Source organism: Aeromicrobium sp. P5_D10 (assembly GCF_054049535.1).
This window is the reverse complement of record NZ_JBFUME010000005.1, coordinates 152317-167164: the sequence shown is the minus strand read 5'-3', so window position 1 is coordinate 167164 and position 14848 is coordinate 152317. Positions and strand designations below refer to the sequence as shown.

Genomic DNA, 14848 nt, shown 5'->3' with positions numbered 1-14848 from the left:
CGTGACCATCACCGCCGACACGACCACCAGCACCACGATCCGCGAAGGCGCCTTCGGCCACGCGACCGGGCTGATCTGCCGCGAGTGCGGTGCGACCCAGGTGCTCGGCCCGCACTACGTGTGTACCGAGTGCTTCGGACCGCTCGAGATCGCCTACGACTTCCCGGCCATCACCCGTGAGCAGATCGAAGCCGGCCCCGCCAATATCTGGCGATACAAGGCATTGCTGCCGGTCCCGAACGACATCGAGCTCAGCCCCAATCTCGAGCCCGGCTTCACCCGCCTGCTCGATGCGCGCAACCTCGCCGCCGAGCTCGGTCTGACCAAGCTCTGGGTCAAGGACGACAGCACCAACCCCACCAACTCGTTCAAGGACCGCGTCGTGGCCTGTGCCCTGAGCGCCGCGCGGGAGCTCGGCAGCAAGGTCTTCGCCTGCCCCTCGACCGGCAACCTGGCCAATGCCGTCGCCGCGGCCGGTGCCCGTGCCGGTATCAAGACCGTCGTGTTCATCCCGAGCAACCTCGAGACGCCCAAGAAGGTCAACTCGGCGATCTACACCGAGAATCTCGTCGCGGTCGAGGGCAACTACGACGACGTCAACAAGCTCGCCAGCGAGATCGCCGGCGAAGAGGACGGCTGGGCGTTCGTCAACGTCAACGTCCGCCCGTTCTATGCCGAAGGCTCCAAGACGCTCGGCTACGAGATCGCCGAACAACTCGGCTGGCGCCTGCCCGACCAGGTCGTGATCCCGGTCGCCTCCGGTTCGCAGCTGACCAAGGTCCACAAGGCATTCCGTGAGCTGGTCAAGCTCGGGCTCGTCGAGGACAAGCCGGTCAAGATCTACGGCGCCCAGGCAACAGGTTGCTCGCCGGTGTCCGAGGCCTTTCGCGAGGGCTGGGACGTCATCAAGCCGACCAAGCCCGACACGATCGCCAAGTCGCTCGCAATCGGCAACCCGGCGGACGGTATCTACGTCCTCGACATCTGCCGCGAGACCGGTGGGGCGATCGCCGACATCACCGACGACGAGGTTCGCGAGGGCATCGTGCTGTTGGCCCGCACCGAAGGGATCTTCACCGAGACCGCCGGTGGCACGACGGTCGGCGTCCTGAAAAAGCTCGTCGAGACCGGCGCGCTCGATCCCGAGCTCGAAACCGTCGTGATCAACACCGGCCACGGTCTCAAGACGCTCGACGCCGTGAGCGATCTCGTCGGGCCCGCCGCCACCATCGCACCGACGTACGACGCCTTTGTCGCCGCCGGTATCGCCTGAATCCGCACCCGTCCACAGAGATCTTTCCGAGGAGCACCGTGAGCATCAACGTTCGAATTCCCACCATCTTGCGTACCTACACTCAGGACCAGTCGCAGGTCACCGCCGAAGGCGCGACCCTCAGCGAGGTCATCGAATCGCTCGAGGGTGAATTCCCGGGCATCAAGGCGCGCGTCATCGACGACGAGGGCAAGCTGCGCCGTTTCGTCAACATCTACGTGGCCGAAGAGGATGTCCGTTTCGCCGACGGTCTGAACACCCCGACGCCCGCGGGCGCCCAGGTCTCGATTATTCCCGCCGTAGCCGGAGGCTGCTGAGCCATATAGGCTCTGGGGGAGGTCCTCGGCAGGTGGATCTTTTGGGTGACAGGTGGGAGTGGCGGCATGGTGCAAGGCACCGTCAAATGGTTCAACGCTGACAAGGGCTACGGGTTCATCGAAGTCGAGGGCCAGGATGATGTTTTCGTCCACTGGTCCAAGATCGCGTCTGATGGCTACAAGACTCTCGAGGACGGCCAGAAGGTCGAGTTCGAGGTCGTCGATGGTCCCAAGGGTCGAGAGGCTCACGAGGTCATCGCCAACTGAACCAGCGCGCGAGAAGTGTAAGGCCCGGTCCGGGGGGACCGGGCCTGTTCTTATTTTTGACGCGCGTCACGCCGCGTCGGCCGGACCTATATGACACTTGCCATGACACATCCGCACTGACATACTCCCGGTATGTTCATTGCTGCCGCAGATCCCGTGACTGCCCCGGTGGGGGGCGCCGAGCTCCAGCAAGTCATCTGGCTCTCCGTCGCCGCCACCGTCGTGACGGTCGTCCTGCTCGTGATCGCCTGGGCCCACCGCACTCACCGCATCGACTGGCTCGACCGCTTGGGCAAACGTCTGGGCGCCCAGTACGGCGAACCTGGCTGGTCGACCATCCCGACGATGTTCGTCGCCAGTTCGCTCGTCGTGGCACTGCTTGGCTTCATGTGGGATGTCAGTCTCCATGCGGGCAGGGGCCGTGACGCGGGACCGCTTGCCAATCCGGCGCACTATCTGATCCTGTACGGACTGTTCGCGTTGTTCGTCGCCGGTATGTCGGCGATCGTCTACCCGCGTGATGGTGAGAAGCCCGGTATCGCGGCGGTTCGCATCACCCGCAACTGGTACGCACCGGTCAGCGGTATCTTCATCGCCGCCTGCGGTCTGTACGCCCTGATCGGCTTTCCCCTCGACGATGTCTGGCACCGGTTGTTCGGTCAGGACGTGACGTTGTGGGGTCCGACCCACCTGATGCTGATCGGTGGCGCCGGATTGTCGACCGCCGGCATCATCTTGCTCAACCGTGAGGCCGAGATCGCGATGCGACTGCGCGGCAAGGCCCAGCCGGCCTGGCTGCGGACCGTCATGACCTCGACCGCCTTCGGTGGCCTGTTGATCGGGCTGTCGGTGTTCCAGGCCGAATTCGACTTCGGAATCGCCCAGTTCCGGATGGTCTTCGCGCCGGTCATGATCGTCGCGGCGGCCGGGCTCACACTCGTCGCGGCCCGGCTGTACCTCGGCCCCGGAGCAGCGATCGCTGCCGCAGTGTTCTTCTTGCTGATGCGCGGCATCATCTCGTTCGTCGTCACCGACGTCATGGGAGAGGCGCACCACGTCTTCCCGCTGTATCTCGGCAGCGCGGTCATCGTCGAACTGCTCGCACTGTCGCGACTCAAGGACAAACCCCTGTGGTTCGGGGCGATCGGCGGCCTGCTGATCGGCACCGTCGGGCTTGTCATCGAGAAGCTCTGGAATGACCGGGTCTTCGCGTTCCCGTGGACGCAGGACATGTGGGTCGAAGGTCTGCTCATGGCAGTGCCCGTCGCGATCGCCTCCGGCTTGTGCGGCGCGCTGTTCGCGATGGGCTTGCAGGGCAGACTGCCGACCAAGAACGTCGGCCGGGTCATCGTGGTGGCCTCGGTCCTGGCATTGTCGGGGGCAGTGGCCAATGGCCTGCACGCAACGGTTCCCAAGGATGCATCGGCCCAATTCGCGCTGACCCAGGTCGGCTCGGCAGAATCGCCCGAGGTCATGGCGCAGGTCACCTTGTCCGACGGCGTGATCGACGACGATCCGGCCTGGGTCCAGATCACGGCTTGGCAAGGTGGCGGCGAAGGCGTCGTCACGGACCGTTTGCGGCGTACCGGCACCAACTCCTTCGAGTCGACGCGACCCGTTCCGGTCGGTGGCAACTGGAAGACCCTGCTTCGTGTGCAGGACGGACGCACGCTAGCTGCCGTGCCGATCTTCTTGCCTGCCGATGCGCCGTTGAAGGCTGCCGAACTGCCCGCGGAGGCGTCGTTCACCCGCGACTTCGTTCCGGAGATCGACATCTTGCAGCGCGAACGCACCGACGATCACCCGGCCTGGATCTGGACCGTCGCCAACTTGATCGTCCTGCTGTGCAGCCTCGGGATAATCCTCGGGATCTGCGTCGCGGTCTCGCGGGTCGCTCGCAGGATCGAGGAGCAAGAAGCCGCCGCGGAAGTCGACAGAACCACTACGTTGACCTCATGACTCCCGCTGGTGAGCAGCTACTGGCCCACCACGTCGCACTGCTCGCGATCCCCGCGATCGTACCGGCAGTGGTCGTGGTCGGCGTCGTCCTCTATATCGCCCGCAAGGACCGGGTGGCCGAGCGTGAGGAGCAGGAGCTCCTCGAGCGCGCTTTCGAAGATGAAGGAAAGACTGAATGAAGAATCTGATGGTGGGCCTGGCTGCTATGTCGATAGTCGTTGCCGGGTGTAGCAGCTCGGACGACAAGCCTGACCTCTCGCCGACCAGCGCATCTGCCAAAGCCGCCGAGGACGAGCTTCGGGAGCAGGCCAAGAAGCAAGCCGAGCAGGCCCAGGCGGCCCAGGATGAGCTCTCAGAAGAAGTCGCCCGCAAGGCCGCCGAAGCTCAGGGAACCGTTGTCAAGATAGCGATCAAGGAGGGCAAGGCGACACCGCAGGGTGACCGGGTCGAGGTCAAGGTCGGCGACAAGGTCACGTTCGAGATGAGCTCGGACGCCGCGGAAGAGATCCATGTGCATTCCGATCCGGAGCATTCGTACGAGCTGGTGCCCGGAGAGACCGTCACCGAGTCGTTCACGCTGAAGCGTCCGGGCCAGGTCGCGGTCGAGGCGCACCATCTGGGTGTCACGATCGTGCAGCTCGTCGTCCGTCCGTGATCCGGGCCGAGCTCGCGACTCGGGGTCTGGCCGCACATGGTGTGGGCGGCGCGACGGACCTGCCGATCCCGTTCATCTATGCGATGGTCGGCGCATCGTGGGCGTTGACGATCTCGTTCGCGGTGCTGGCCCTGGCCTGGACCGAGCCCCGGTTCGCCGACGAACCTGGCGCGGTGGCGCCCCCGGCCCGCCGCCGCTGGCTCGGGGTCGTCGGGTTCGTCCTGGCGGCATGGGTTCTGGTCGCGTTGTTCGCCGGCCCGTCCGATGCCGGCAACGGCGGTGTCCAGGCGTTCTACATCTTCGTGTGGGTGGGCCTGGTGCCCCTCGCGCTGGCGGCCGGCCATGTGTGGCGCGATCTCTCCCCGTGGCGGAGCATGACGGGACGCGGCGTGTGGACCTACCCCGAGCGGCTCGGCTACTGGCCTGCGGCGATCGGCCTCTTCGCGTTCGTCTGGCTCGAACTCGCCTCGGACGATCCGGGTGATGTGGGCGCGGTGCGGACGTGGGTCGCGATCTACGTCGCCGCGATGTTGGCGGGCGGGTTCGCGTTCGGCCCTCGTTGGTTCGATCGGGCCGACCCATTCGACGTCTACAGCGCGATCGTGGCCCGGCTGTCGCCGTTCGTGAAGGGCGGCCGCTGGCGGCTGCACAATCCGCTGCGCACACTGCCACAGGTCCCCGTGGCACCCGGACTCGTCGCGGTGCTCGCGATCTTGCTCGGATCGACGGCTTACGACAGTTTCTCCGCCTCGTCGTTCTGGCAGAGCAAGTCACTGTCGGGTCTGCAAAATACGGCCACGCTGCTCGCCTTCTGCGTGATCGTCGGGACGCTGCTCGTGGCCGCGTCGATGGCGACGGGGGGAGTGAGCAGCCAACGACGTCGTGCGATGCCGGGCCTGCTGGCGCACTCCTTGGTACCGATCGTGGTCGGCTACATCTTCGCCCACTATCTGACCTACCTCCTCGAGAAGGGTCAGTCGGTGTTCTTCGCCCTGCTCGATCCGCTCGGTCGCGGCTGGAACCCGATCGGTGAGCCCGATATCTCCTACTTCCTGACCGAGCACACCTCATTGCTCGCCGCGATCAAGGTCAGCTGCGTCGTGATCGGCCATGTGCTCGCCGTCATCGCCGCACACGACAAAGCCCTGACCCTGCTGCCCAGGAGCCATCGCCTGACGGGGCAGTTGGCGATGCTGGTCCTGATGGTCGCGTATACGTTCACCGGTCTGTACCTGCTGTTCTCGGTCTGACGCAGAGCGTGGGACTGAATGTCGGTGCCCGCAGGTACGTTGTCGATATGGCGACTCTCTACTACACCGCGACCACGCTCGACGGATACCTTGCGACCACCGATCATTCTCTCGACTGGCTGTTCGAGGTGCCTGGTTCAGACGAGGCCGAGTCGGGGATGGATGACTTCATGGCCGGAATCGGCGCCCTGGTGATGGGCTCGTCGACCTATCAGTGGGTCATGGATCACGAACAGCTGCTCGAGCATCCCGAACGCTGGACCGACTCCTATGGCGATCGTCCGACCTGGGTCTTCACGCACCGCGATCTGCCGACGATCCCCGGTTCCGGCATACGGGTCACTCAAGCGCCCGTCGAACAGGTCAATGCCGAAGCCGTGGCCGCGGCAGGGGACAAAGACGTGTGGTTGATGGGCGGCGGAGATCTCGTCGGGCAGTTCGCCGACGCCGGTCTGCTCGACCGTATCGTCGCCACCGTCGCACCGGTCACGCTTGGCAAAGGTGCGCCGTTGTTGCCGCGGGATATTCGTTCTGACCGGCTGAAACTCGTCTCGGCGGTGCAAAAAGGACAGTTCGCCGAACTGACCTACGAGGTCGGATAGCCGGTCTCGTTGCGTCACGTTGATTAGCACTCGTATAGTGAGAGTGCTAGACAAGCACTTGAGAAACATCCTGGTCAGAACGATGAGGTTGTGAGCTTCGGCGAGAAGGGTTCGCCGCAGACCGCAGCCGTCCGTCGCGGGCATCGCCTGACCACACCCACGTCGACAACCAGTCGGAGAAACGTACACATGGCAAAAACCATTGCTTTCAATGAGGAAGCCCGTCGCGGCCTCGAGCGGGGAATGAACCAGCTCGCCGACGCCGTCAAGGTGACCCTCGGCCCCAAGGGCCGCAACGTTGTCCTGGAGAAGAAGTGGGGAGCCCCCACGATCACCAACGACGGTGTCAGCATCGCGCGTGAGATCGAGCTCGAGGACCCCTACGAGAAGATCGGCGCCGAGCTCGTCAAGGAGGTCGCCAAGAAGACCGACGACGTCGCCGGTGACGGAACGACGACCGCCACGGTCCTCGCCCAGGCTCTGGTCCGCGAAGGTCTGCGCAATGTCGCAGCCGGCGCCAACCCGATGGGCCTGAAGAAGGGCATCGAGACCGCTGTCGAGGCCATCTCGGCCCAGCTGCTCGGTATGGCCAAGGACGTCGAGACCAAGGAGCAGATCGCTTCGACCGCCTCCATCTCGGCGGCCGACACCACGGTCGGCGAGATCATCGCCGAGGCGATGGACAAGGTCGGCAAGGAAGGCGTCATCACGGTCGAGGAGTCGAACACGTTCGGCATCGACCTGGAGCTGACCGAAGGCATGCGCTTCGACAAGGGTCACCTGTCGGGCTACTTCGTGACCGATCCGGAGCGCCAGGAGACCGTCCTGGACGATCCCTACATCCTGATCGTCAACTCCAAGATCACGTCGGTCAAGGACATGGTCCCCGTCCTGGAGAAGGTCATGGCGTCGGGCAAGCCGCTCGTCATCATCGCCGAGGACATCGAGGGCGAGGCTCTGGCCACCCTGATCGTCAACAAGATGCGCGGCACCTTCAAGTCGGTCGCCGTCAAGGCTCCGGGCTTCGGTGACCGCCGTAAGGCCATGCTGGCCGACATCGCCATCCTGACCGGTGGTGAGGTCATCAGCGAAGAGGTCGGTCTCAAGCTCGAGAACGCCGATCTGACGCTGCTCGGCACGGCCCGCAAGGTCGTCACGACCAAGGACGAGACCACGATCGTCGAAGGCGGTGGCTCGGACGACCAGATCGCCGGTCGCGTCAACCAGATCAAGGCCGAGATCGAGAACAGCGACTCCGATTACGATCGCGAGAAGCTGCAGGAGCGTCTGGCGAAGCTGGCCGGCGGCGTGGCCGTCATCAAGGTCGGCGCAGCCACCGAGGTCGAGCTCAAGGAGCGCAAGCACCGCATCGAAGACGCGGTCCGCAACGCCAAGGCCGCTGTCGAAGAGGGAATCGTCGCCGGTGGTGGCGTGGCTCTCGTCCAGGCGACTGCCGCCGTGTTCGAGAAGCTGGAGCTGACCGGCGATGAGGCCACTGGCGCCAACATCGTCCGCGTCGCTGCTTCGGCCCCACTCAAGCAGATCGCGGTCAACGCCGGTCTCGAAGGCGGAGTCGTCGCCGAGAAGGTCACCAACCTGCCCGACGGACACGGTCTCAACGCCGCGACCGGCGAGTACGTCGACCTGATCGCCGCCGGCATCATCGACCCGGCCAAGGTCACGCGCTCGGCGCTGCAGAACGCAGCCTCGATCGCAGCCCTGTTCCTGACCACCGAGGCTGTCGTCGCCGACAAGCCCGAGCCGGCTGCTGCCGGTGGTGGCGCCCCGGACATGGGTGACATGGGCGGTATGGGCTTCTAAGCCCGTCACTTCTCCGGAGGCCCTCGTTGCGCGAAAGCGCAGCGGGGGCCTCCTGCTGTGGGGCCACGGGCTTGTTTCTTTGCCGGGTCCCTCCAGGACGTTCTGGATTCACCATCCGGTCACCTGACTTTGATGGTCTGGGCCCGTCCGGCAAAGAAGCCGGGCATTCCTGATGGTTGTGAGAGGAACTCGCACACATGAATCATCCCGAGCAGAATCGTTCGGTGCCCGGCCCCGGTCGTCGAAACCGCCGTTTCAGCAAGATCGTCGTGCTGCCCGTCTGCGCGGTTCTCGCAGGCGGTGCGCTGAGCCTGCCGACAGCAGCCTCGAGCGCCGAGGCAGCGCCGGTCATCACCCGCGCCGACACGACCTGGAAATACCTGCAGAACGACACCCATCCGTCGGAGGGCAGCCTGGCCTGGACCGGCTCCGCCTTCGACGATTCGAGCTGGCTGTCCGGCAAGGGCGGGCTCGGCGGCAAGAAGGTCGACGGCGCCGATTCGCCGGTGTACGACTCCAGCAACACCGCCACGACCCAGCTCGCACTCGACGCTCCGGGCACCAGCAACCGGGTCCGCACCTACTTCCTGCGTACCGAGTTCAATCTGACCGCCGATCAGCTCGGCGACATCAACCAGCTGCAGGGCACGCTCCGTTCCGACGACGGTGTCATCGTGTACGTCAACGGGGTCGAGGTCGCACGTACCGATGTGCCGGTGGCGACGCCGGGCATCGGCTACGCCGACGTCGAGGACACCGATCTCGACACGACCCAGGTCACGGTGCCCGCGGATGTCCTGACCGCCGGTGAGAACACCGTCGCGGTCGCGCTGCACAACCAGCGCGCGACGAGTTCTGATGTGTGGTTCGACTTCGCAGACCTCACTCCGCTCTCGGATGAACAGGCCGGGCCCAAGCCGAGCCGCATCATCCTGACCCCGACCGAGACGCCCGAGACCTCGCAGAGCGTCAGCTGGCAGGCGGCCGTCGACACCGACACGACCGGCAAGGTCCAGATCAAACCGACCGCCGGTGGCTCGACCCGCACGGTCAAGGGCTACGAGCAGCAAAAGGCTGTCAACAACACCTTCCCGCACTTCTCCACCACCGTCACGGGCCTGAAGCCGGCGACGGAGTACTCCTACCGAGTGGCTTCGGGCTCGAGCTGGAGCGACTGGAACGACTTCTCGACCGCCGATCCGGACCAGAAAGAGTTCGACTACATCTACTACGGCGACGCGCAGATCGGCCTCGACACGACGTGGCCGAGCGTCGTCAAGCAGGCGCAGGAGAAGGCTCCGGACGCGATCGGTTCGGTGCACGCCGGCGATCTGATCGACAAGGCGAACAACAACACCCAGTGGCAGAACTGGTTCAAGGGTATGGAGTCCGCAGCCGCGACGACCAATGTCATGGCCGCCCCGGGCAATCACGAGTACTCCGGCGACAACAAGCTGCTGTCCTGGAAGGCACATTTCGAGTATCCGCTCAACCAGCCGGCCGACGACACGATCGGCGACCTGGCGAAGCTGGCCGTCGGCGACACCCCGGCCGCCAAGCAGTACCGCGCGCTGTTCGACCACTGGGCCGAGTTCGCGGCGGAGACGGTCTACTTCACGGACTACCAGGGTGTCCGCTTCATCACGATCAACGCGACGGCCAACGCCGGCTTCCTGATCCCGGACGTCCTGCCGCCGTGCGAGGGCGCTGACTGCCCGATGGTCACGGAGGAGAAGGGCGAGGCGCTGTGGCTGGACTACCAGGCGCAGTGGCTCGACCACATTCTGTCCGAGACGCCGTCGAAGTGGAATGTCGTCACGTTCCACCAGCCGGTCTACAGCGGGGCAACGGGCCGCGACGAGAAGCCGATCCGTGACGCATGGGTGCCGGTGTTCCAGAAGCACAACATCGACCTGGTCCAGATGGGCCATGACCATGTCTACTCGCGTGGCTTCAACAACGAGGACAAGACGGCTACCGAAGGCATCACCGACGGTCCGGTCTACATCGTGTCCAACTCCGGTGCCAAGCACTACGACCTGACGCCTGACGGTGACAACGTCTGGACGCAGAACGGCGCGACGCCGGTCAAGCGTGGCGAGGACTTCTCGACGTACCAGGTCATCTCGGTCTCCGAGAACAGAATGCACTACAAGTCGTACCTCGCGGAGAAGACTCCGACCGCCACGACGGACCTCAACGTCGGCGATGTGTACGACGAGTTCACGGTCAGCAAGGCCGACGACGGGCGTAAGGCCGTCACGGAAGCCGGCGTCACGCCCCCTGACTTCGAGGACCTGACCCCGCCGCCGGTCATCACCGACGAGCCGGGAGCCAAGGTCAAGGCCAAGGTCGGCGATGATGTGACCCTCGATGTCGCAGTCGACTCCGAAGCAGAGGTCAGCTACCAGTGGCAGCGCAAGTCCGGCGGCTCGGCCGTGTGGACCGATCTGCGCAAGGAGGACGAATCGAGCCTGGTGCTCGAGAACGTCAATCCCGGGACCGCCCGTCACCAGTACCGCGTCGCGGTCACCGCCGGAACACGCACGGTGTACTCGACGGCGACCTCGATCGTGGTCGACAAACACCGCACGAGCGTCCAGGTCATCGGCTCGACGCTGAAGCGCGGCAAGAATCCGGTCGTCAAGGTGCGGGCATCCGAGTCCGGCACCGTCCGGGTCGACGTCAAGTACGGCTCCAGGACCGTCACGAGGTATATGACGGTCCGCGCGGACACAACCAAGAGCATCAAAATGTCCAAGCTGGCCAAGAAGGGCTCGTCCAAGGCCCGGGTGACGGTCACATTTACCCCGTCCGCGGGTGAGACGTTCACCTCATCCAAGGTGGTCAAGACTGTGAAGGTGAGCCGCTAAAGCCGCCGAAATCCGCGAATAGCGCAGGATGGCCGGCAGGCGAGCCTCGAATGCCGGTCATTCTGCGCTATTTACGTGGTGGGGACTGACAATTCCCACCATGTGAGAACCGTCCGGACGGTATAGCGAAGTTGCCTAGCGTGAGAGTCGCCGCGGAGCATCCTCCGCGGGCACAGACTCCCGGCCACGAGCCGGCACGAAAGGAACATCCGATGTCCGAGAACCTCATCGAGGCACCGAAGAAGAACCGCGGGCTCATCGCGGTCGTCGCCATTGTCGTGATCGCCGTCGTCGCAGCTCTCGCCTTCTTCCTGACCAGAGGGGACGATGACGCAGCAGCCGCCGAAGGCAGGACCGTCAAGATCGGTGTCGTCGGCGCGAGTGATCCGTACTGGGCCGAGTACACCAAGGCCGCCAAGGCTGAAGGCATCAATGTCAAGATCATCGACTTCACCGAATACACCCAGCCCAATCCGGCCGTCGATGCCGGCGAGCTCGATCTCAACCAGTTCCAGCACATCGTCTACCTGGCCGACTACAACGTCTCGAACGACAAGAACCTCGTGCCGATCGGCTCGACCGCGATCTACCCGCTGGGCCTGTACTCCAAGAAGTACGACTCGGCGCAGGACATCCCTGACGGCTCGACCGTCGCAGTTCCCGACGACGCCAGCAACCAGGCGCGCGGACTGCTGATCCTGCAGTCGGCCGGCCTGATCACGCTGAAGGACGGCGGCACGATCTTCTCCGACCTGAACGATGTCGACACCTCCGCATCGAAGGTCAAGGTCAAGGATCTCTCGGCCGACATCACCGCGACGAGCCTCGACGATCTCGCCGGAGCCGTCATCAACAACGACTTCGTCGAGAAGGCGGGGCTCAAGTTCGCCGATGCGATCGCCAAGGACGATCCGAGCGATCCCAACGCCCTGCCGTACGTCAACATCTTCGCGGCACGCGCTGCAGACAAGGACAACAAGACTTACCTCAAGCTGGTCAAGATCTTCCAGGACACCAAGGCCGTGACCGATGGTCTGCAGAAAGTCTCGGGCAACACCGCCGAGCTGTTGAAGACGCCGGTCGCCGACCTCGAGACCTCGCTGGCCAAGGTCGAGAAGGACACCGCTGCAACCAAGTGATCGAGCTGCGATGATTCCCGGGCGGGGGCGATCCTCCCGCCTGGGAATCTGCTGCTCCAGGAGGAATGATCCATGCCACTCATCCAGCTTCAAGGCGTCTCGAAGACGTTCCCGCCATCTCGCAAGGGCGGCGATCCCGTCCACGCGGTTCGTGACGTCGACCTGTCGGTGGAGGCAGGTGAGATCGTCGGCATCGTGGGCTACTCCGGCGCGGGCAAGTCGACTCTCGTGCGCCTCATCAACGCCCTGGAGCCGACAACAGCCGGCTCGCTCTTCGTCGACGGCACCGATCTCACGACGCTGTCCGAGCGACGGCTCCAGAGAGCACGTCTGGAGATCGGCATGATCTTCCAGCAGTTCAACCTCCTGCAGTCGCGCACCGTCTGGGGCAATATTTCCTACCCACTCGAAGTGGCGAAGGTTCCCAAGGCCGAGCACCAGCAGCGCATCTCAGACTTGTTGAACTTCGTCGGGCTCGCCGACAAGGCGCACGCCTGGCCCGAGGAGCTGTCCGGAGGTCAGAAGCAGCGGGTCGGCATCGCCCGGGCTCTCGCGACATCGCCGAAGATCCTGTTGGCCGATGAGGCGACGAGTGCGCTCGATCCGGAGACCACCGTCGAGGTGCTGGGCCTGCTCAAGAAGGTCAACGCCGAGCTCGGCATCACGATCGTGGTCATCACCCACGAGATGGAGGTCGTCAAGACGATCGCCGATCGGGTCGTGGTCATGGAGCAGGGCCGCATCGTCGAGCAGGGAGCGGTCTTCGACATCTTCTCCCGGCCCCAGCATCCGGCCACTCGGGGTTTCGTCTCGACGCTGGTCGATGCGGTACCGGATGCGGTGACACTCGAGGGACTGCGCCGCAGCCACACGGGCCGACTCCTGACGGTGTCGTTCCGGGATGAGTCGGTCAGTCAGTCGGCCGTGTTCGCCGAGATCATCAACCGAGGTGTGGAGTTCGAATTGGTCTTCGGCGGGATCGAGGACGTTCGGGGCCGTGCCTTCGGGCACCTCACGCTTGAACTGCGCGGTGACGCCGCGGCGGTCGAGAGCGCTGTCGCAGCAGTCAGTGCCCTGGTCGAGACGACGGAGGTGGCCTGATGGATCGCGTCTGGGAACTGCGTCCGGAATTTGTCGAGGGTTTGATCATCACGCTGCGGCTCGCCGCCGGCGGGCTGTTGATCGGGGGGACGTTCGGACTGGTGATCGGAACGGCCCTCTATGTCGCTCGAGGGCGTGGAATCCTGCCCAACCGGCCGCTCAGTCTTGGTCTCAACGTCGCGGTCAACTTCATGCGGCCGATCCCGTTCATCCTGCTCACGATTGCCCTGCAGCCGGTGTCGCGCTGGCTGGGTATCTCGGGCATCAGCGAGGGGCACGCCCTCGTGGCGATCGTGTTCGGTTCGACATTCGGCATCGCCCGCATCGTCGAGCAGAACCTCATGGCGGTCGACCCCGGCGTGCTTGAGGCCGCACGTGCGATGGGCGCGAGCCGGTGGAGGGTCGTCTGGTCGGTGCTGCTGCCCGAGGCGAGAGGATCGCTGATCCTCGGCTTCACGTTCGCGCTGGTCGCGATCGTCGACATGACCGCGATCGTCGGCATCATCGGGGTCCATTCCCTGGGTTACGTGGCCTTGACCTACGGCCTGAGGCAGTTCGACTGGACCGTCACGGCGATCGCGATCCTGCTGATCATCATCATCGTCCAGATCGGTCAGTTCGCCGGAAATGCCTGGGCCCGCAAAGTCCTCCGCCGCTGAACCGCGAGTGGTGTGGTTTGGTCTTTCTGGGACGGCGAGTCTGTCCAAGACGCACCACTCGCGCCTCGGAATGCACCACTCGCGGTTCTGGGTCAGAGGTAGGTTCTGACTTCCTTCAGCTCCGGGAAGAAGGTCAGCTGTAGAGCCTTCTCCAGGAACTTCGTGCCGCTGCTTCCGCCGGTTCCCGTCTTGTGGCCGATGATGCGTTCGACGGTCTTGAGGTGACGGAAGCGCCAGAGCTGGAAACTCTCCTCGACGTCGACGAGCTCCTCGCACATCTCGTACGCGTCCCAGAATGTGTGGGGCTCGGCGTAGATCCGGCGGAATACCTCGACGACGCCGGCGTGGATGACGTACGGCTCGGCGAGATCCCGCTCGAGGACGTCTTCCGGTACAGCATGTCCGCGGCGGGCCAAGAATCGCAGGAACGCGTCGTACAGGCTGGGAGATTGAAGATCCGTCAGCAGACCGTCATGCAGGACCGGATCGTGGTCGAAGACCTTGATCATCTGAGGGTTCTTGTTGCCGAGCAGGAACTCGACCGTCCGGTACTGCGGCGACTGGAAGCCCGACGATTTGCCGAGAGCATCGCGGAACTGCACGTACTCGACCGGCGTCAGAGTCTCCAACACCGACCACTGCTCGAACATCTGCTTCTGGATCGCTTTGATCCTGGCCAGACGCTTGAGCGCAGGCGGCAGATCATCGCTCCCGATCAGCTCGATCGCCGATCGCAGCTCGTGGATCAGTTGCTTGAGCCACAGCTCGGTGACCTGATGCTGGATGATGAACAGCATCTCGTCGTGATGATCGGTGACCGGACGTTGCGCCGCCAGGAGAGTCGGTAGCTGAAGATAGCCGGCATACGTCAGCTCACCGCGCAGATCTGTGGCGACGCCGGCTTCGATCGGGCGGAAAGACTCGTTCATACC

At 64.4% G+C, this 14848-nt stretch carries 14 protein-coding genes; 13 read left to right on the top strand and 1 reads right to left on the bottom strand.

Annotation, left to right across the window (positions count from 1 at the left end; all coding sequences use genetic code 11):
- Position 1 precedes the first annotated feature (1 nt).
- From thrC to ACXJKC_RS11160, 13 genes are all read left to right on the top strand, one after another.
- Positions 2-1273 (top strand): threonine synthase, encoded by a 1272-nt coding sequence (thrC, locus tag ACXJKC_RS11220; RefSeq protein WP_456696798.1) that lies wholly within the window; start codon positions 2-4, stop codon positions 1271-1273.
- Positions 1274-1311: 38 nt separating this feature from the next.
- Positions 1312-1590: a MoaD/ThiS family protein gene (locus ACXJKC_RS11215; RefSeq protein WP_456696797.1), complete on the top strand. Its 279-nt coding sequence runs from the start codon at positions 1312-1314 to the stop codon at positions 1588-1590.
- A 66-nt stretch (positions 1591-1656) separates the two neighbouring features.
- Positions 1657-1857: a cold-shock protein gene (locus ACXJKC_RS11210; protein WP_456696796.1), complete on the top strand. Its 201-nt coding sequence runs from the start codon at positions 1657-1659 to the stop codon at positions 1855-1857.
- Positions 1858-1989: 132 nt separating this feature from the next.
- Positions 1990-3816, top strand: coding sequence for a hypothetical protein (locus tag ACXJKC_RS11205; protein WP_456696795.1), 1827 nt, complete (start codon positions 1990-1992; stop codon positions 3814-3816).
- Entirely contained in the window at positions 3813-3995 is a 183-nt protein-coding gene (locus ACXJKC_RS11200) for a hypothetical protein (protein ID WP_456696794.1), read from the top strand. The genes ACXJKC_RS11205 and ACXJKC_RS11200 overlap by 4 nt, the downstream gene beginning before the upstream one ends.
- A complete protein-coding gene (locus tag ACXJKC_RS11195; RefSeq protein WP_456696793.1) occupies positions 3992-4471 on the top strand; it encodes a hypothetical protein in 480 nt (159 codons plus the stop codon). Before ACXJKC_RS11200 ends, ACXJKC_RS11195 begins: the two co-directional genes overlap by 4 nt.
- Positions 4468-5721, top strand: coding sequence for a hypothetical protein (locus ACXJKC_RS11190; protein WP_456696792.1), 1254 nt, complete (start codon positions 4468-4470; stop codon positions 5719-5721). Before ACXJKC_RS11195 ends, ACXJKC_RS11190 begins: the two co-directional genes overlap by 4 nt.
- A 47-nt stretch (positions 5722-5768) precedes the next feature.
- On the top strand, positions 5769-6323 hold the full coding sequence (locus ACXJKC_RS11185; RefSeq protein WP_456696791.1) for a dihydrofolate reductase family protein: 555 nt from the start codon (positions 5769-5771) through the stop codon (positions 6321-6323).
- A gap of 189 nt (positions 6324-6512) precedes the next feature.
- Positions 6513-8144: a chaperonin GroEL gene (gene groL, locus ACXJKC_RS11180; protein ID WP_456696790.1), complete on the top strand. Its 1632-nt coding sequence runs from the start codon at positions 6513-6515 to the stop codon at positions 8142-8144.
- A 197-nt stretch (positions 8145-8341) separates the two neighbouring features.
- Entirely contained in the window at positions 8342-11017 is a 2676-nt protein-coding gene (locus ACXJKC_RS11175) for a fibronectin type III domain-containing protein (RefSeq protein ID WP_456696789.1), read from the top strand.
- Positions 11018-11229: 212 nt separating this feature from the next.
- Positions 11230-12156 (top strand): MetQ/NlpA family ABC transporter substrate-binding protein, encoded by a 927-nt coding sequence (locus ACXJKC_RS11170; RefSeq protein ID WP_456696788.1) that lies wholly within the window; start codon positions 11230-11232, stop codon positions 12154-12156.
- A gap of 72 nt (positions 12157-12228) precedes the next feature.
- On the top strand, positions 12229-13257 hold the full coding sequence (locus ACXJKC_RS11165; protein WP_456696787.1) for a methionine ABC transporter ATP-binding protein: 1029 nt from the start codon (positions 12229-12231) through the stop codon (positions 13255-13257).
- Entirely contained in the window at positions 13257-13916 is a 660-nt protein-coding gene (locus ACXJKC_RS11160) for a methionine ABC transporter permease (protein ID WP_456696786.1), read from the top strand. Before ACXJKC_RS11165 ends, ACXJKC_RS11160 begins: the two co-directional genes overlap by 1 nt.
- 92 nt (positions 13917-14008) lie before the next feature.
- Here the strand turns inward: ACXJKC_RS11160 and ACXJKC_RS11155 are convergent, their stop codons facing one another.
- On the bottom strand, positions 14009-14845 hold the full coding sequence (locus tag ACXJKC_RS11155; protein WP_456696785.1) for a tryptophan 2,3-dioxygenase: 837 nt from the start codon (positions 14843-14845) through the stop codon (positions 14009-14011).
- Between the last annotated feature and the right edge of the window lie 3 nt (positions 14846-14848).